Consider the following 18,228-nt stretch of genomic DNA (forward strand, 5'->3'; position numbering starts at 1 on the left):
CATGGAACTGTTGACCGTCAGGATCGCCGCCGAAACGGACATCTCGCGGATCCGGCAGGTGACGGGTACGATCGCCCAGACATGCGGGCTGGAGAATTTCGCCAAAACGCGGGCCGTTACCGCGGTCCTAGAAATCGCTCGAAACGCCCTGCAATACGCAGGCGGCGGCCGAGCTCACTATCTGTTGCGGAGCGACTCGATGGGCTGTTTGCTCGTCGTCCGGATCGTCGACCAGGGCGAAGGCCTTCCTGACCGGACGAAACTCGATACCAATCGCCATCCGCTCAACAGTGCCGCATCTTCCGCTCGATCGTCCGGCTTGGGGCTCGGGCTCTCGGGGGTGAAGCGCCTTGCCGACAGGTTCGACCTGCAAAGTACGTCGGAGGGCACGAGGGTAGAAATGGCCTTCCATCTTCCGAACGCCTCGATCGATCGGAACGATCTCGCCGCGCGCATTCGTCAGAACATCGAGGGGCTGAGCAAGACCGACCCGCTGGCGGAGTTATCGCGCCAGAACCGCGAATTGGCCGAAGCGATGGCCGAGCGCGAATTGCTGATCGCCGAGGTGCATCATCGAACCGGCAACAATCTCGCGCTGATTGTCGGGTTCATCCAGCTGAGCAAACGCGCAGCGACGTCGGACGAGACCCGGTCGGCGATGACCGAACTCGAAGCGCGGGTCCATTCGGTGGCGAACGTCCACCAGGAGCTTCAACGCTCCAGCATGGCGGACCGCGTGTCGTTGCTGCCGATCCTCGACAAGGTAGCCAAGCATGCGACGGCCGCATTCTCGTCGGACGAACTCGATATCTCGATCGACGTCTTTGGCGATGCGGCGAACGTCTCGGGAAGCGCGGGGGTCGATCTCGGACTGATCGTCAACGAACTGATCACCAATGCCTACAAGCACGCCTTCACCGGACGGAGTACGGGCCGGATTTCAATCACCTTCGAGTACGAGGATGACGGCAATAGCGAACCCAAATGGGTGCTGTTGGTGAAGGACGATGGTGTCGGTCTCGCCGATGAGGTGAAGCCCGAAAAATCGGACTCGCTGGGTTGGAAGATGATCCGGGCGCTGACGTCTCGTCTGGCGGCTACCCTGTCGACAGGATCGGACGATGGATTCTTCGCGAGGATCGAGTTCCCCGCCTCGTTTGCGAAACCAATGGAATGAACGCAATCGCTGACCAGCAACTCGCGCCATTAGTGCGTCCATCAACACCAAATGTCTGCTTCGCTGATCATTCGGAAAATTAGCGGACGTTCCGCTATCGGCCCAGAAGCCGTCGATCCTCTCGGTGTAAACGAGATAGCCCATGCGATGATCGAGTTGGGTGCTTTTGCGACGGTCTGGTTATGGCGGAGATGCGCTTGAAAGCAGCCTTAGCTGGTAAACATGGAGAAATTCCCCTTAATCCGAATGATGAGCAAAGCTAGTGCATTAGTGTAGTGTGAAACCATGACGGCAACGATGCTCCGGAGGTTTTTGGCTCTTCTTGTCCGTGCATCGGCCAACGGCGCCTGGTCAGCGGCGCTGCCGAGATAGTTAGCCGTATCAAACTGTTTGGTTTCGTGTTCACGCTATCTCTTCCATCGGTTCGATCTCGCGCGTCAATGTTTCGCGCGCGACTTTCTCGTCCCAGCGTGCCTGCATGCGCATAAGCGTGCCGGCGTTGACGCCGAGCGCGCCCTCCAGGCGCAGCGCGATGTCAGCGGTCATGCGGGTTCGCTCGTTCAGCACCTTGGAGACGTTGCCGCGTGACACGTCGATATGATCGGCGAGCCTCGCGACAGCGATGCGGCGATACTCGATGAAGTTGCGCTTCGCAAACCCTCCAGGGTGCGCCGAAATCGAATGAGGAAGCTGAATGGCCATCAGTGGCAGTCCTCCAGATGGAGGTCGGCGATCGTCTGTTCGGCGACCTTGGTGAACGTGAGCCGCCAGTTTTTGGTGACCGTCATGGCATAGTCGCCAGCGCGGTCGCCCGTGAGCGCATGAAAGTTCGCCGGCACGGACAATTCTTAGCAAGTTGCAGGCCAATTCCAGCTTCGAAGACCCACATTAATCTCCAGCCTCTGCATAAAATGACGGCAGCGAAGAACCAGAATTTTCCACAAATTTGACTAGCGAGAGAGAACGTTCTGCATCTTTATGGAAAATCATAGTTAAAAACCTTGTACGTCAGGGAAAGTAGCAACAAGGTTAAGACTTTCTGTCCCGGACATGCCTAATATTGACAAATAGAAAGAATCGGTATTAGTTGATGGAATTAGATTCGGTGCAAAGGGAACGGCTAGAATGTCGTCAACGAATGTTGTTCATGAAAGAGCTACTTACTCTCCTCTTAGTGTCCACCACGTTTTGCAATGTTTTGGGCGCGGCGCATGGGCCAAGTCACAGCCGGTTCTTTTCATAGAGACGGGGGATGGAGCGGTCGTTCACCCCTTCAATAATCTACTCGTTGATCCTGCAAACTTTGGTGCGAAGAGACGCAACGCTCTGGATACTTTAAGATGTCTCGGCCGACTTCACGACTTGATGATAGTATCGAGCCTACGAACTGCATGGCCCCAAGAGTGGATTACCCTCGTCGGGGCGTATCTGCACCTGAGAAGAAGCGGCACCGCCGACATTGCAGAATTGGTGACGTTAGGTTGGTCGCCAATTTCACACGGTACCTTGAGGAATGAGGCGCGCCTACTTTGCGAAGCTTTTAAGATGGCTGCCGGGGAAGGATTGGTAGATCGCGAAACAGCAACACGCCTGCAAGAACATTTTGGATCGGAACAAGGGAAGAGAGCGAATTCGATTGTTGGAAGCACGGCGGCATGCTTCAAGCGATTTTGTGTAGTGACCGAGTTGTCATTTAATTTCGATAAAAATTCGCGTCGAAGTACCGATACGGGCGGTGCATCGTTTTCGCTCGATCGAGCCATCAACATTGAAGATGCTCGTGAACTGATCGCCCGTGAGCCAAATCCAGCTTACCGCGCCCTTTGGCGCTTGCTGGCTTTTGGCGGATGCCGAATTTCGGAAGCCTTGCACATGTGGCAATGTGACGTGTTGCCCCCTTCCGAAATGCCGGGCGGATACCGAGAACTGATCGTGCCCATCCTCGCGCATCCAGAACAATCGAAATACTTGGGCAATTTCACCCGCACGCGTGTGGATCGGGAACAGCATCTCAGAAAGCGCTACGGATTAGCACCGCGGACGCAAATAAGCGGATATCGACATCTCGGATGGAAGGGAATGCTAGAGATAGATGGTGACCTACATATCTCCGAAATGTTCTGGTCCGATCCTGCCGAAGCGGCGTCGTTCGCTCGCGACTATGCTGAAGTCCGAAGCTTGCATTCAAGAAATCGCACAAGCGAAATGCATCCATATCTGTGGGTGAATATGGCCAAAGGCGCTGGACAGGGCGAACCCATTGCATATGCAATGGCTAAGAAGGCCTTCTACCGAGCTTGCGAGCGCGCCGGACTCCGTCCGTCACAAGCAGGCCGGCGTCTTCATGGCTTGCGGCACCTATACGTTTCTCAGCTGCGCGATCTCGGCTTGAGCGATAAGCAGTTGCAGATCGCACTTCGGCATCGTTCGATTGTCAGCCAAGAAGCCTACGGCAAAATCAGCGCCGAAATACGATCGTCGATTGCGAATGGGCATCGCGCGGCATGACGCGCCTCGAGCCGATCGAGAATTGCGGCTTGACCGAGTTTCCGAACGATCCCGGTCACTTTTACAATGATAGTGAGTTCACCGCAGTCTTGCGGCTTCCTTCCCGAAAGGAAATTCTGAGGTATTGGGAGCTATTCGAAGACGAACTGCTTCAATGCATCGCTAGACTTTGGACGATGGACTACGTCGATGTGGTGCAGCAATTCGGATGGCTGGGCAGCAATAAACGACATTACGATCAACAGGTTGGAACCATATGGGGCGTGAGCCCCAAAAATTTCAGCGAGATGCCGACTTTCCAAAGAATAGCGCAACGGCCAGCAGTGATCGCGGCCGCAAGAGCAAACATCATCCCACTCAAATTTGCCTCGCAGAAGCGGTATCGAGGCGACGCGACGCTTCCAGAAATCGTGCGGGCATCGAGCAAAGAGAAGCAGCTTGTTTTTGTGCAGAAGCTCCTGGCAATGGGCGCCAATTTAGACGAGATTCTGGTCTGCCCGCAGGGAACGAGACTTGGGTTGGCTGAAGCGCGAGAGGCTGTCGAGAATACCTCCGACGTCCATGGCCTTCTGAATAATTTTGCGAGGCTCGCGAGCCAAAATGCGATGACTGGGAATAGCGAAGCTGGCAAGCGGTGCGACAATCTCAAATGGCTCGCTCCGATGTGGTTCTCCGCATTTCTTGTCAGGGAAGGCGTGTGGATTCTGCCAGACGCAGTCGCTCGGAATTCTGGAAACATTTATCCGCGTTGGCTACGACCTGTACAGGCGTGGATGACAGTTCCCCGAAAGTCGTGGGTCTTCGTTGAGGAAATTTTCTCCCTTCATAATGGAGGAGATGCACCATCCTCGAGCGATCCCATGGTAATTCACGCAGCGCTGGAATTGGCACTCGCGTCTAACTTTTTTCTGGCTGCGAAACCGATCGCCGGCCCACTGCTCGCCTACAAGCGGGTGCGCCTCGAGAATCAGCAGGGGAATTCTCACCGCTCCTGGGCCGCAAATCGGATCTGGGACGTGCAGCTGCGGCAATATGAGTTTGAGCCAAATAAGCATCCGGACGCCCATGCCTTTTATCTGGCCAAGAGTTTAGTATCGACTGGACTGAGACCCTTCGATTGGGTGAGGAGACCCACGAGAAAGAACACAAGACTCTTTCGAAAAGTTTTCGGCTGCGATGCACCGGCGTCCTTCTCGCAAGAGATCATTGGCTGGGCAGATGAACTGGAGGCGGTGCTGCCACTATTCAACGTGGAGCATCCCCAGGCAAAAATAGATGCCCTGAACCTTTGGCTCCTATTTATTACAACCTTGAAAGACCCGCCCAAAAATTTCCGCGAGATCACTCGCTTGAAACACATCCGGAACGACCGAAGAACCGACGATTTGCAATTTCATGATTTTGTAGCAAAGTGTGCCACGACCAATTATCGAGCTTCTATAAATGCTATGCCTACACTCAGAAGGGCGTGGGATTTAGCTTCACTCGCTGGCGCTTACAATGATCTCGCAAACCCAATCGATCATTCGGACACCCCAGTCAAAGCCCGTCGTGCCCGGTCAACCTCGTCTCGATCTGCATTGCCGATGGAAATTGCGGAAATTCTGATTGAAGAAAACCTCCGCGATGATTTTGCATTTGCGCGGGACTTTGGAAAACGGAAAAAAACAAACTGGCGAAAGGTCATCGATCCCGATACTGGCAGAATGTGCGAGATGTTCTTTCCCGCTGCCCCGGTATTGATACACATCATTCTGACATCTGGTATGCGCGGCGCTTCCGCGCGATGGCTCGACAGCGGCGAAGGGGACGAATGGACTTACGATCCAGAGGATCTATCCCCTGTGAGAAACGTCTCCGATATAGCAATCGAAGGCCGAAACGAAGGATTTCTTCGCGTATGCGAGGTGAGTGGGTTTAAGAGAACCCGCGTCCTAGGCATGTGGATCAACAGCGCAAAATTTGGCCCTTACCAGGTGCCGTGGGTCGATCAGAGCATTCCCCCCGTCATTGAGAAGCTACAACAATTTCAAAAGAAATACGGAAATCTCTCGAAGCCAATCCCAATAATACTAAATCCTAATTTGCATGATGAATTTAGAGTTTCAAAGGGTGCCGCATTTCCGATTGCTCGAGATCCAAACAATAAAATGGGACAGCCGATCTCCGCGTCCATCCTGCTCGATTACTGGAAGGGGTTGCTAAGGCACTGTGAGCCGATTTTCGAGGCAAGGCTTGGACATAAGTATCCTCTATTTGACTCATCGGGCAAAGCGCGGTTCGACATACACTCTCTCCGCGTCTCAATGATTACTACCCTACTAGAGAACGGCGTCCCGGTGTCCGTTGTGCAGATGCTCGCGGGTCACAAGACCCCGCTCATGACCTTCTATTATCAGGATGTCTCTAATCACAAAATTCACTCAGCGCTTTCTGAGGCCTTGCAGAGACGAAAGCTTAGGATGCTAGAAAGCTCAGATGAGGAGGGCGATTGGTCTGCAAACTTGGGTGGTGACCTCGTAACTCTCAGAACCAAGAAAGATTTCGCAGGCGCCGAACTTTTGGCGTCGCACAAAAGCGCGCGGCTGCCTGTAGACATCTTCGCCCACGGCATCTGTCCTGGAGGAAAGTGCGAGACTGGAGGCAAAAGGATCATGCCGGGACGTTACGGTCCCACCTGGCGACCAAGAGCCTGTTCGAGCTGCAGATATCGAGTTACTGGTCCCGCCTTTCTCAACGGACTGGTACAGCGTGCCAATTTACTCATGTGGGAGATCAAATCGTCCACGAATAAGATCCGCGCCCTTTACGAAGAGGTCGAAGCGCTTGAGGACGAGGGGAGGTCAGTGTCAGCTCTGCGATCTCAGGCTCGGCAAGAAGAGTATATTCGTGACCACCTCTTGGACGAGTGGTGCGTCGAGCAAAAGACAGTTCATGAGTGCGAGAGGATGATAAACGTATCAAGCGAGGTCGACAGGACAAAAAACGCCGTAGTCGATCTCAAAGAGGGCTCGCACGTCGAGTTGAAGGAGGTCCATGAGCTCGAAATGGCGCATACACTTGTGCAAGAGGCGGCGAGACAGAGCGCAAACTTGGATCTTCCAGCTGATGTAAAACTATATCGGGATCAAAAACTTCTCGAGATAGCCGCTTCCAATGACGTGGCCGATCTGTTTTATTCACTGGATGATGCGGCAAAAGAGGCAGCGCTAGACGAATTTGGGAATCTCCTTTCAGAGAATTTCACTAGCTCGGATGAAGTGGAAGATCTCATTTCCGGCAAAGTCAGATTTGACGTTATCGAAGGCCTTCGCGCCGTAGTCCAAAACTTGCTTCGTGCGAAAACGAACCGAAATGCGGAAATCTCCCTCGGAATAGCGACAAATGGTTAGGCGGAAGCGTTCGGAACTCCGCGCATTCTTGCAAGCGAGGGTCGAACACGAAAAAAACGATAGATTGAAAGAGTTGCTCGCAACCGCATTTGGGCGTGCTAATCAGTTCGATCGCAGCGAGACTATGTTGCGCACTTTAGTCAACACGGTGATGGCCTGTGATGCGATTGAGACCGGCGAAGCTTTCGAGCTTGCGCAACGATTAGGCCCGAAGGATCATCCGTTCAAAAGCAGATATACGGAGATTCACTCTACGACAATCGAAGCCTACATTCGTCTGCGATCAGACAGTGAAAAGGGCCAGGACGGCAAACGCGAATGGGCGGGTCCAAGGGCCGCAACCCTACGGAAGTCGGGGCCAGTTTACGACTATTGGACTGCCCGACGTGACTCTCGCCGCGAGGGGCGCCGTCCGCGACCGTCAAACAGTGCCAAACGTCTCCGAGAAATAGTAAATAATATAACGCCGATGGAAGACCAGCAAGAACTGCGATTTGCTCTCGAAGAAGCGGGGAAGAAAGCGAAGCAATACGAGCTACTCAAAAAGGCTATCGAAAAGCATTTCCCAGAAGATGTTCTCGAAGCGATCCTTTTCGGAAATCCCTCGGAGCGAGCCGCTCTCTCGTCGGATCTCTCGGCCGACGAAAAAAAGTCCCTACGAAGTATACGATCCCGACTTGTAGACAACGACCAATTGAAGCCAATCGGACTTGTATACGAAAACAAGCGTCTGAAGTCAGCAGCATTAGGAGCGCCACTTCTGAACCGCCAAGAATTAGAGACGCTTTTGAAAGTGGTTGATCAAGCCAGCCTCTAGATCATGCCGAGCGCTGACATGTAGGTCTCTAGCACAGCCTCTTCCTGCTGAAAGTCTGCCGCATCTTTCTTTCGAATTTGCAAGATCTTGCGGATAGCCTTCGTATCGAAACCACGAGCCTTTGCTTCAGCCATGACATCCTTGATGTCATCAGCGATTGCCTTTTTCTCCTCTTCGAGGCGTTCGGTCCGCTCTATAAGCAGGCGAAGTTCCTCCGCCGTATTGTTACCTTGGTCACCTTCAAATTGCAGTGGCACCATGTAATCCTTTCGCCTTACACGCTCAGAACGCGCGTTCCTGAGCCAAAATACTGAAATCATTGTCTAATTACGGATGGAGGGGTCGGTTAGTAGCCGTTCGCCTTGGCTTCCTTGTAGACGTCGGTGACGTCGTCGGCGATCGCTTTCTTCTCTTCTTCCAGACGTTCGATGCGTTCGATGAACAGGCGCAGCTGGTCGGCTGCGATGGCGCCGTCGGCCATGGTGATTCTCCTGATGGATGAAAGGGTCGGCGGGTGCGATAGAGGGGGCGGCGGAAAGGCTCAAGCCGGTTGCGATAAATGTCCCCCGCGCTATGGCCACGCAGGAAGAACGAACGTTACGGAGCAAGGGCATGAGTGAGAAAATGAAACCGCGCGGGCGCAAGGTGAAAATTCTCGCGACATTGGGACCTGCTTCAGACACGCCCGAAATGATCGAGACGCTGATGCGCTCCGGCGTAGACGCGTTCCGCATCAACATGAGCCACGGCAAGCAGGCCGACAAGAAAGCGCTGGTCGACCATATCCGCGGGCTGGAGGACAAGCTCGGACGTCCGACGACGATCGTCTTCGATCTGCAGGGTCCCAAGCTCAGGGTCGGGCCGTTCGCCGGCGGGTCGGCCGAACTCGAGGAAGGCGCGCGGTTCACGCTGGACCGCGACGAGGCGGCGGGCGATGCCGATCGCGTCAACCTGCCGCATCCCGAACTATTCGAGGCGATTACCGACGGTTCGACGCTACTGGTCGATGACGGAAAGATCCGGCTGAGGGCGATCGAAGTCTCGGACGGCAGGATCGTGACCGAGGTGATGGTCGGCGGGACGATCCGCGACCGCAAGGGCGTCAACGTTCCCGACGTGCTCATCCCCATTCCCGCCTTGACCGAAAAGGATCGCAGCGACCTCGAATTCGCGCTCGAGCAGGGGGCGGACTGGATCGCACTGTCGTTCGTGCAGCGGCCCGAGGACGTGATCGAGGCGCGCGAACTCGTCGGGGACCGCGGAACCGCCATCATGGCCAAAATCGAGAAGCCGCAGGCGGTCGACAGTCTCGATACGATCCTCAAGGAGGCCGACGGGGTCATGGTCGCACGTGGCGACCTCGGCGTCGAATTGCCGCCCGAGGCGGTGCCGCCGGTGCAGAACCGTATCGTCGCGACCGCGCGCCAGCACGGCAAGCCGGTGGTCGTCGCGACGCAGATGCTCGAGAGCATGATCAATTCGCCGACCCCGACGCGCGCCGAAGTGAACGATGTCGCGGACGCCATCTACGACGGGGCCGATGCGGTAATGCTGTCGGCCGAGAGCGCGGCGGGCGACTATCCCGTCGAGGCGGTGACGATGATGGACCGGATCGGCAAATCGGTCGAGGCCGATGAGCGCTACGGCGACCGCGTCCACTTCACCGAGACGCTGCCCGATGCAACCACCGCCGACGCGCTCTCCGAAAGCGCGCGCGTCATCGCCCGCACGATCGATGCCAAGGCGATGGCCTGTTATACCTCCTCGGGTTCGACCGCGCGGCGGATCGCGCGCGAGCGGCCCGCAGTGCCCATCCTCGTCATGACCGCCTCGATGCACGTCGCCCGGCGGCTTGGCCTGCTCTGGGGCACCCATGCCGTTCGCACCCGCGATGTCGAGAGCTTCGAGGAGATGGTCGGCAAGGCCAAGCGCATGGTGCTGCGGCACGAGATTGCGAGTGGCGGCGATCGCATCGTCCTGATGGCAGGCGTGCCGTTCGGCGTATCGGGGAGCACCAACGTCGTGCATGTCGTGCGGCTGACGGGCGACGAATTGAACACCTACCAGCGCTCGCTGGAGCTGTAGACCGGTTCAGCCCTCCGAAAGCGCATTATGTGCCTGGTGGCGCGCGAACTTTTCGAGGACCGATCGATGCGCCTAGCTCACCTGCTTACCTTGTCCATCGCCGCCTGCGCGCCCTCGGAAGGCGCGGTGCCACCGGTCGTCAGTCCGCCGCCGGGGGAGGCTCTTTTGCCGATGCCCGAAGCGCCCGTGGGAGCGACTCTCTCGGCGACGGGTCATGCGACGATCATGGAAGCCCCCTTCGACCCCGAACTGGTCTCGGCAGTCGCCGCCCCGCCGGTCGGGGGAGCCGAGGAGCATTGGTACGGGCGCGCGCACGGGCTCTCCGTCGAAGAGGCGGCTGCGCGGCTGGAGGCCCAGAATGCGATGTCGGGGAAGGCCGCCGCGCTCGCCGAACGGCTGCGGCGCGAGGAGAAAGGCAATTTCCTCGACTGGATGCTCGAGCATGATCCCGACTGGTCATACGTCTATTTCTTCAAGCGCGACCCCGCAAAGACGCTGGCCAAATATACGAGCGAAACGCGTTTTTCCGCCCGGTCGGGAGCGTTCAGTCAGGAAGAGCGCAAAGCGCTGATCGCTCCGTGGAATAAGCGGTGGAGCGCGGAAGGCATCCCCTTCGGCTACGGGCTCGACGCGGTCTATCCGACCATGGACATCGAACTCGGCATCACCGCCGCCGACTATCGCGCGCTGGCGAAGCAGCGGGGTTGGGGGACGCCGCCGCCACCGATCGTGCTTAAGTTCGCCGACGAGCCCAAGCGCCCAGCGGTCGACCCGCGCGTCGCGTCGTTTCTCACGGGCTTTGCGCACGAAAAGCGGCACACGCTCATGCAGCTTCAAGCGCTCGGGATCGGGCGGCTGACGCTGGAGAACGGTTGCCTGATGGTGGCGCAGGGCGATGGCGCGAAGAAGGTTGCGGCCTTCCATTACGAGACCGGCATTTCGCTCGACCAACACGGCTATCTCGTCCTCATTGATCGGATGGACGGAAGCGTCCGCGGGCGGATCGGCGAGGAGATGGCGTGGGGGGCGCCCAATGCCATTCCCGAGAAGGGCATGGTGGGGATCGAGGCGTTGCGCGCGGCCTGTCCGGGCGAAGTGCTCAACATCGGCAATCCCGAAAGCCTCGCGCGATTCAATGGGCGCAATCCCGGCACCGGTGTCGGGACGGTGCCCCCACCCGCGCCACCCCCGCCCCCGCCGCCCCCGCCGCCGCGGAGCGATTGACGGAGCCGCGCGGCCTGTGCCACCGCATCGCCCAAGCACAGGAGGGCTGACTTGGGTACGACGATCGAAGAACTGGAAGACCGGCGCGAGGCCGCGCGCATGGGCGGCGGGCAAAAGCGCATCGACGCGCAGCACGCCAAGGGCCGGCTGACCGCGCGCGAACGGTTGAGCGTCCTCCTCGACGAAGGAAGCTTCGAAGAAGTCGACATGTTCGTCGAGCATAACGCCACCGACTTCGGTATGGACAAGGTGCATTTCCCCGGCGACGGCGTCGTCACCGGATCGGGCACCATCAACGGCCGCCTGACCTATGTCTTCGCACAAGACTTCACCGTTTTGGGCGGTTCGCTATCGGAGCGGCACGCGGAGAAGATCTGCAAGATCATGGACGCGGCGCTGAAGGTCGGTGCGCCGGTGATCGGGCTCAATGATTCCGGCGGCGCGCGCATCCAGGAAGGCGTCGCCAGCCTCGGGGGCTATGCCGAGGTGTTCCAGCGCAATGTGCTCGCCAGCGGGGTCGTACCGCAGATCAGCGTCATAATGGGGCCGTGCGCGGGCGGCGCGGTCTATTCCCCCGCGATGACCGACTTCATCTTCATGGTGGAGGACACCAGCTACATGTTCGTGACCGGGCCGGAAGTCGTGAAGACGGTGACCAACGAGGAAGTCACGCAGGAAGAGCTGGGCGGCGCGATCACGCATACGCAAAAATCGGGCGTGGCTGATGCGGCGTTCGAGAACGACATCGACACGTTGCTCGCGACGCGGGAATTCTTCTCCTACCTGCCGGCTTCCAATCGCGACGACGTACCGGAAGTGCCGACGGAGGATCCGTGGGACCGCGAGGAACCGCTGCTCGACCAGATCATCCCCGCCAACGCCAATCAGCCCTACGACATGCACGAGGTGATCAGGAAGGTCGCCGACGAGGGGCGTTTCTTCGAGCTGCAACCCAAGCATGCGGGCAATATCCTCATCGGTTTCATCCGCATCGAGGGGCGGACCGTCGGCGTTGTCGCCAACCAGCCGATGGTGCTCGCGGGCGTGCTCGACATCAATTCATCGAAGAAGGCCGCGCGCTTCGTGCGCTTCTGCGATGCATTCGAGATCCCGATCCTGACCTTCGTCGACGTGCCGGGCTTCCTTCCGGGCGTGGGGCAGGAGCAAAACGGCATCATCAAGCATGGCGCAAAGCTGCTGTTCGCCTATGCCGAGGCGACCGTTCCCAAGATCACCGTCATCACGCGCAAGGCCTATGGCGGCGCCTATGACGTAATGGCCTCCAAGCATCTGCGCGGCGACGTCAACTATGCCTGGCCGAGCGCCGAAATCGCCGTGATGGGCGCCAAGGGCGCGGTCGAGATCATCTTCCGCAAGGACCGCGACGACCCCGAGAAGATCGCGGAGAAAACGAAGGAATATGAAGACCGCTTCGCCAACCCCTTCGTGGCTGCGAGCAAGGGCTTCATCGACGACGTGATCATGCCGCATTCGACGCGTCGGCGGGTGGCGGTGAGCCTTCGAAAGCTCCGCGACAAGGCGCTGGAAAATCCGTGGAAGAAGCACGACAATATTCCGCTGTAGGGTTCATCCTGGTCGTCTGGACTTGTCGCGACGGCTCACTCTCGCATTTTGAGTTTGGGTTCTTCACGTGAATAAAGCCGCGCGATCTATGCTGAGAGTCATGCGGTTCCTATTCGCCGTTGCGCTCATGATACTTGTGATCCTTGCGTGGCGAAAAGCGCTCGGCTTCGATCCATATAGCGACGCCTTTCTGACGAAGACCTACGTGGAACCTTCGCCCGAAATGCCCTCCGACATGCGGATTGTCGGCTGGGTCTTCGTCGCGGTTGCCGCCTTGCTTTTTATCGATCCCGTCGTCGCCTTCGTGCGAAAGCGGATTGGGTGGCGCCACCTGGCCCTCATGGTCTATCTAGCCTCGGTCATGATGGCTTTTGGTGGAGCGACCTTCGTCGCGGCCGAGCGGGCTGAAGTCAGGATCGAGCAGGAGATGGAAATTTGAAATTAGGCCGCCTCAACCATGTCGGGATCGCGACGCGCTCGATCGCGGACAGCATCGCGCATTACGAGAGCGTCATGGGCGCCACCGTCACCGTCGAACCGTTCGACCTGCCCGCGCAGGGGGTGAAGGTCTGTTTCGTCGATACGCCCAACAGCCAGATCGAGTTGATCGAGCCGCTGGGCGATAATTCGCCGGTGATGCGGTTTTTGGAGAAGAACCCGCTGGGCGGGCAGCATCATGTCTGTTTCGAGGTGCCCGATATCGAGGAAGCGCGGGCGCATTTCGAAGGCATCGGCAAGCGAATCCCCGGGCCGACGCGGACGGGGGCGCACGGCACGCCGATCTTTTTCCTCCATCCAAAGGACATGGAGGGCGTGCTGACCGAGATCATGGAATCGCCAAAGCAGGCGCACTAGCGCGATGGACTGGGCGACAATCCCCGAAGGCATGGAGCCGTTGGCGGCGATGGTCTGCGCCTTGCTGGCGACCCTGTTCGTGCGCGCCTCGATCGTGGCGCTGCGCGAGGGCGTGGCGCGCTTTCCGCTGACCGTATGGCCGGACGCGGCGGTGGCGCGGGGCGAGCGCGGCTTCGCGCTGGCGCTCGGCGTCGATCTGGCGATGGCGGCCTTCTTCGTCGTCGCGACGATCGCGATCCTCGTGGACGTGGCATGAGCTTCGGCGAGGGGCGGCCCGAGGAAATGCTGGTCGGCATCATCGCGGGCGTGCTGGCGATCGTCTCGCTGTGGCGAGTCCGCGCCGCGCTGCGCGACGGCGTGGTGCCGCTCTACAAGACCCGCAAGACACGTGAGGAATTGGGGTCGCCGAAGTTCGCGGCGCTGGTCGCGGTGCACGCTGCTCTTGCGATCCTGCTGGCCTTCATCGCGATCGACCTCATCCTCGTTCTCCGCGTTCGCTGATCGCGAGGCCTGCTTAACATACTGATTTCCAACGGGGTGGTCGAACGCCGGGCACTTGTAAGTAGGGGATCAATCGTGGCGATGCGTGAACTGGAGGTGCCGTTGGATCGGGACCTGTTCTTCCGCCAGATGATCCGGAGCTTCGCGAGATCACCCGAGGAAACCATCGGCATGGAAGAGGCCGAGGGCTATGTCTCGCTCGTCGGGTCCGACATCGGGAACTGGATCGAAGAGCAATATAAGGACGCCGCCGAGAAAAAGGATTTCTCGCCCGAAGGGCTGGCCAACCTGCTCGTCGACCTCAAGCGGCGCATTGGCGGCGACTTCTTCGTCAAGGAAGTGTCCGAGGAGCGGATCGTCCTTGGCAATAACGACTGTCCCTTCGGCAAGCTCGCGGCGGGACGCGAATCACTGTGTCAAATGACCTCGAACGTGTTCGGGCGGATCACCGCGAACCAGCTTGGCTATGCACGGGTCGATCTCGTCGACACGATCGCCAAGGGCGACGATGGGTGTCACATTGTCATCCACCTCCTTCCCGCCGACGGGAAGGAAGATGTGGCGCAGGAATTCTATCGGATCGAAGAACCCGGGAGCTGACATGCGCGACGGGGGCCAATCTCAGAATTTCTGCGGGGACGTCCTCGCGGCGATGGCGCAGGAGATTCTGCTCGTCGGCCCGGCCGGAAAGATACGCTACGCCAACCGGGCGGCGATCGAGACATTCGGCCTGGACGTCGACGAGCATGGGGCTTTGGACGACATCCTGAAACCGCCCGACGGATTGTGGCAGGGACGGATGCGCAATGCAGCCCAGAGCTCCACCCTGGTCCCCATGAACCTGACGTCGCGCGGCGGGCAATATGCCGGCATGGAAATGAAGTTTCGCGCGCGCGGGCTGCGGTCCTCGGACGACGGGACGACATTGCTGATGCTGATCGCCGACCGGGAGCGCGACGCAGGGTTCACACAGCTGCGCAAACTGGTCCGCGACCTCAATGCCGAACTCGCCCAGCGCAAGACGCTTCAGGGCAAACTGGAAGACGCGCTGGAGAGCGAGCAGCCTCCACAGCGAACTCATTCATCGCGTGAAGAACAATCTCGCCTTGCTCAACTCGCTCGTCCACCTGCGTCGCCGGTCGGCCAAGGGCGAGGAAACGATCGAGGCGCTCGAGATGCTCGAAGGCCGGATCCACGCCATTCGCGCAGTGCATGAGCTGCTTGATCGGGCGGGGGAGATCGACTGGGTGCAGGCTGGCGCGCTGATCGAGGAGTTGTGTACGCAGCTCGACGGATCGTTGACGCGCGACAACATCAGGATCGAAAACGAGCTGCTCGACGTGAAGCTGCACGTGCGCGATGCGACACCGCTCTCGCTGATGATCAACGAACTGATCACCAACACGCTCAAACATGCTTTCCCCGACGATCGCGACGGACGCGTGCATGTCGCGCTCCAGAAGAATGGCGAAGACAAGCTCGAAGTACGCGTCGCCGACAACGGGCGCGGGATCGTCGACGGCGGGCAGACGGGATCGGGCAGCCAAATCATTCAGGCGCTGGCCAAACAGATCGGCGGAAAGCTCGATCGTCACAGCGACGAGGAAGGGACGAAATGGACCTTCGTCTTCCCCTATCGTCAACAAGAGCGTCGTGAACCGGTAGAGGTCACGCTCGGTATGCCGGACACGGAAAGCTGAACGATTGGCAATCGCCCGCCGCTCCGGCTAGGACGGCGGCCATGACCAGCCAAGAGGAATGGGCCGAGAAGGCCGCCAAGGAAGCCCGGGGCAAGGACCTTACGGTCGAGACGCCCGAGGGGATCAGGCTCAAGACCGTTTATGGGCCGGAGGATGCGCCTCAGGACGACCCCGGCTTTCCGGGCGTCGCGCCCTATACGCGCGGGCCCTATGCCACCATGTATGCGGGGCGGCCGTGGACGATCCGCCAATATGCGGGCTTCTCGACCGCGGAGGAATCGAACGCTTTTTATCGCCGCAACCTGAAGGCGGGGCAGAAAGGGCTGTCGGTCGCCTTCGATCTGGCCACCCATCGCGGCTACGATAGCGATCACGAGCGCGTGATCGGTGATGTCGGCAAGGCGGGGGTCGCGATCGATACGGTCGAGGACATGAAGCTGCTGTTCGACGGCATTCCGCTGGACGAAATGTCGGTTAGCATGACGATGAACGGCGCGGTGCTGCCGATCATGGCCTTCTACATCGTCGCGGGCGAGGAGCAGGGGGTCGAGCACGCCCAGCTTTCTGGGACCATCCAGAACGACATTCTCAAGGAGTTCATGGTCCGCAACACCTACATTTATCCGCCGGCGCCCAGCATGCGGATCGTGTCGGACATCATCGCCTACACCAGCGAGGAAATGCCGCGCTTCAACAGCATTTCCATCTCGGGCTATCATATGCACGAGGCGGGCGCGACGGCGGTGCAGGAACTGGCCTATACGCTCGCCGACGGGGTCGAATATGCGCGCACCGCGATGGAAACGGGGCTCGACCTCGACAGCTTCGCGCCGCGGCTGAGCTTCTTCTTCGGCATCGGCATGAACTTCTTCATGGAAATCGCGAAGCTGCGGGCGGCGCGGACCTTGTGGGCCGAGCTGATGGAGGGGCTTGGGGCGACGAACGAAAAGTCCAAGCTGCTGCGGACGCACTGCCAGACGTCGGGCGTGTCGCTGACCGAGCAGGACCCCTACAACAATATCGTGCGCACCACGATCGAGGCGATGGCGGCGACACTCGGCGGGACGCAGAGCCTGCACACCAACAGCTTCGACGAGGCGATCGCACTGCCGACCGATTTCTCGGCCCGTATCGCGCGTAACACGCAGCTGATCCTCGCCGAGGAAAGCGGGATCACCTCGGTCGCCGACCCGCTTGGCGGGTCCTACTATATCGAGGCACTGACGGCCGAACTGGTCGACAAGGCCAAGGCGCTGATCGACGAGGTCGAGGCTGCGGGCGGGATGACCAAGGCGGTCGCCGAGGGTTTGCCAAAGCGGCGGATCGAGGAAGCGGCGGCGCAGCGCGCGGCGAGCGTCGACACGGGCGAGACCGTGATCGTCGGGGTGAACCGCTACAAGCTCGACGAAGAACCCGAGATCGACATTCTCGATATCGACAATGCCAAGGTGCGACGCTCGCAGATCGAGCGGATCAACGAGGTGCGGGCGAAGCGCGACGATGCTGCGGTGACGAAGGCGCTGAAAGCGCTGGAGGAAGGTGCGCGGGGTGGTGGCAACCTCTTGCGCCTGTCGGTCGAGGCAGCCCGGGCGCGCGCGACCTTGGGCGAAATCAGCCTCGCGCTCGAGAATGTCTTCGGGCGCTACGATACCAGTCCCACCCCCGTCAGTGGCATCTATGGGCAGCGCAGCGATGCGGCGTGGGCGGCGGCCGTCGAGGGGACGGGCGCGGTGACCTCGCGGCTGGGCCGCAAGCCCAAGATGTTCGTCGCCAAGATGGGACAGGACGGGCATGATCGCGGCGCGAATCTCGTCAGTTCGGCGTTCGGCGATCTGGGTTTCGATATCGTCGCGGGGCCGCTGTTCCAGACGCCCAAGGAGGCGGCGCGCATGGCGATCGACGAAAATGTCGATGTGGTCGGCGCGAGCAGCCTGGCGGCGGGACACAAGAGCCTCATTCCCGAACTCATCCAGCATCTAAAGGACGAAGGCCGCGGCGACATCAAGGTCATCGCGGGCGGTGTCATTCCGCAACAGGATTATGCTTTTCTACGTGATAAGGGCGTGCAGGCGATCTTTGGGCCCGGCACTAACCTCGCCGATGCGGCGGGGCAGGTGCTGAGCCTGCTGGGACACAATATGCCGCCAACGAGTGATGAGGAAGCGGCGGAGTAAGGTGCGATGACGCTACGGAATCGAACACCGCATGATTCGTGACGCGATCTTCGTCTGTTGGACCATCGTCTTCGTCCTTCTGACGTTGTTTTTCTTCGTCGCCTCGCTAGGAGCGCCGTGCGGCTTTGCGCCCGACATCAGTTGCGACACGGAGGGCCCCAACTTATTCGGAGCTATCCTGGCTGCGCTTACTCCCCTCGGGGTCATTCTC

Annotated in this window: 18 protein-coding genes and 1 pseudogene; 15 read left to right on the forward strand and 4 right to left on the reverse strand. The window is 59.1% G+C overall.

Annotated features, from left to right (window positions below; all coding sequences use genetic code 11):
• The first annotated feature begins 1 nt into the window (after position 1).
• Positions 2–1,177: a sensor histidine kinase gene (locus tag WJS89_RS09495; protein WP_346340695.1), complete on the forward strand. Its 1,176-nt coding sequence runs from the start codon at positions 2–4 to the stop codon at positions 1,175–1,177.
• 402 nt (positions 1,178–1,579) lie between these two features.
• Here WJS89_RS09495 and WJS89_RS09500 read toward each other — a convergent pair whose 3' ends face one another.
• Both WJS89_RS09500 and WJS89_RS09505 read right to left on the reverse strand, forming a co-directional pair.
• The gene (locus tag WJS89_RS09500) at positions 1,580–1,879 is read right to left on the reverse strand and encodes a HigA family addiction module antitoxin (protein WP_346340696.1); all 300 of its coding nucleotides are present in this window, start codon (positions 1,877–1,879) and stop codon (positions 1,580–1,582) included.
• Entirely contained in the window at positions 1,879–2,016 is a 138-nt protein-coding gene (locus WJS89_RS09505; protein ID WP_346340697.1) for a hypothetical protein, read from the reverse strand. The genes WJS89_RS09500 and WJS89_RS09505 overlap by 1 nt, the downstream gene beginning before the upstream one ends.
• 706 nt (positions 2,017–2,722) lie before the next feature.
• Between WJS89_RS09505 and WJS89_RS09510 the strand changes: the two genes are divergently transcribed.
• The 3 genes from WJS89_RS09510 to WJS89_RS09520 all read left to right on the forward strand — a co-directional run bounded on the left by WJS89_RS09510 (position 2,723) and on the right by WJS89_RS09520 (position 7,894).
• Entirely contained in the window at positions 2,723–3,685 is a 963-nt protein-coding gene (locus WJS89_RS09510) for a site-specific integrase (RefSeq protein WP_346340698.1), read from the forward strand.
• Positions 3,682–7,077, forward strand: coding sequence for a VPA1269 family protein (locus WJS89_RS09515; protein WP_346340699.1), 3,396 nt, complete (start codon positions 3,682–3,684; stop codon positions 7,075–7,077). The genes WJS89_RS09510 and WJS89_RS09515 overlap by 4 nt, the downstream gene beginning before the upstream one ends.
• A 64-nt stretch (positions 7,078–7,141) precedes the next feature.
• The gene (locus WJS89_RS09520) at positions 7,142–7,894 is read left to right on the forward strand and encodes a hypothetical protein (RefSeq protein WP_346340700.1); all 753 of its coding nucleotides are present in this window, start codon (positions 7,142–7,144) and stop codon (positions 7,892–7,894) included.
• Here WJS89_RS09520 and WJS89_RS09525 read toward each other — a convergent pair.
• Together WJS89_RS09525 and WJS89_RS09530 are read right to left on the reverse strand one after the other, a co-directional pair.
• A complete protein-coding gene (locus WJS89_RS09525; RefSeq protein WP_346340701.1) occupies positions 7,891–8,154 on the reverse strand; it encodes a DUF2312 domain-containing protein in 264 nt (87 codons plus the stop codon). The genes WJS89_RS09520 and WJS89_RS09525 overlap by 4 nt on opposite strands.
• Before the next feature lie 89 nt (positions 8,155–8,243).
• A pseudogene (locus WJS89_RS09530) lies at positions 8,244–8,375 on the reverse strand (GapR family DNA-binding domain-containing protein); the annotation flags it as partial.
• Between the two features lie 131 nt (positions 8,376–8,506).
• On the opposite strand from WJS89_RS09530, the gene pyk reads away from it, so the two are divergent.
• From pyk to scpA, 11 genes are all read left to right on the forward strand, one after another.
• Positions 8,507–9,979, forward strand: coding sequence for a pyruvate kinase (pyk, locus tag WJS89_RS09535; protein ID WP_346340702.1), 1,473 nt, complete (start codon positions 8,507–8,509; stop codon positions 9,977–9,979).
• Between the two features lie 66 nt (positions 9,980–10,045).
• Positions 10,046–11,203: a hypothetical protein gene (locus tag WJS89_RS09540; RefSeq protein WP_346340703.1), complete on the forward strand. Its 1,158-nt coding sequence runs from the start codon at positions 10,046–10,048 to the stop codon at positions 11,201–11,203.
• 99 nt (positions 11,204–11,302) lie between these two features.
• Positions 11,303–12,787 carry an acyl-CoA carboxylase subunit beta gene (locus WJS89_RS09545; RefSeq protein ID WP_346341201.1) on the forward strand — a complete coding sequence of 495 codons (1,485 nt, stop codon included), beginning with the start codon at positions 11,303–11,305 and terminating at the stop codon, positions 12,785–12,787.
• A gap of 88 nt (positions 12,788–12,875) precedes the next feature.
• Entirely contained in the window at positions 12,876–13,226 is a 351-nt protein-coding gene (locus tag WJS89_RS09550; protein ID WP_346340704.1) for a hypothetical protein, read from the forward strand.
• Complete coding sequence (gene mce, locus WJS89_RS09555) at positions 13,223–13,642, forward strand: methylmalonyl-CoA epimerase (protein ID WP_346340705.1); 420 nt, start codon at positions 13,223–13,225, stop codon at positions 13,640–13,642. Before WJS89_RS09550 ends, mce begins: the two co-directional genes overlap by 4 nt.
• Before the next feature lie 4 nt (positions 13,643–13,646).
• The gene (locus WJS89_RS09560) at positions 13,647–13,898 is read left to right on the forward strand and encodes a hypothetical protein (protein ID WP_346340706.1); all 252 of its coding nucleotides are present in this window, start codon (positions 13,647–13,649) and stop codon (positions 13,896–13,898) included.
• The gene (locus WJS89_RS09565; RefSeq protein ID WP_346340707.1) at positions 13,895–14,143 is read left to right on the forward strand and encodes a hypothetical protein; all 249 of its coding nucleotides are present in this window, start codon (positions 13,895–13,897) and stop codon (positions 14,141–14,143) included. Before WJS89_RS09560 ends, WJS89_RS09565 begins: the two co-directional genes overlap by 4 nt.
• An 81-nt stretch (positions 14,144–14,224) precedes the next feature.
• The gene (locus WJS89_RS09570; protein ID WP_346341202.1) at positions 14,225–14,743 is read left to right on the forward strand and encodes a methanogen output domain 1-containing protein; all 519 of its coding nucleotides are present in this window, start codon (positions 14,225–14,227) and stop codon (positions 14,741–14,743) included.
• A 1-nt stretch (position 14,744) separates the two neighbouring features.
• Positions 14,745–15,359 carry a nitrogen regulation protein NR(II) gene (locus WJS89_RS09575; protein WP_346340708.1) on the forward strand — a complete coding sequence of 205 codons (615 nt, stop codon included), beginning with the start codon at positions 14,745–14,747 and terminating at the stop codon, positions 15,357–15,359.
• The gene (locus WJS89_RS09580) at positions 15,250–15,843 is read left to right on the forward strand and encodes a sensor histidine kinase (protein WP_346341203.1); all 594 of its coding nucleotides are present in this window, start codon (positions 15,250–15,252) and stop codon (positions 15,841–15,843) included. Before WJS89_RS09575 ends, WJS89_RS09580 begins: the two co-directional genes overlap by 110 nt.
• Before the next feature lie 41 nt (positions 15,844–15,884).
• The gene (gene scpA / locus WJS89_RS09585; protein WP_346340709.1) at positions 15,885–18,017 is read left to right on the forward strand and encodes a methylmalonyl-CoA mutase; all 2,133 of its coding nucleotides are present in this window, start codon (positions 15,885–15,887) and stop codon (positions 18,015–18,017) included.
• Positions 18,018–18,228 lie beyond the last annotated feature (211 nt).

Source organism: Sphingomicrobium aquimarinum (assembly GCF_039655735.1).
GTDB lineage: Bacteria > Pseudomonadota > Alphaproteobacteria > Sphingomonadales > Sphingomonadaceae > Sphingomicrobium > Sphingomicrobium aquimarinum.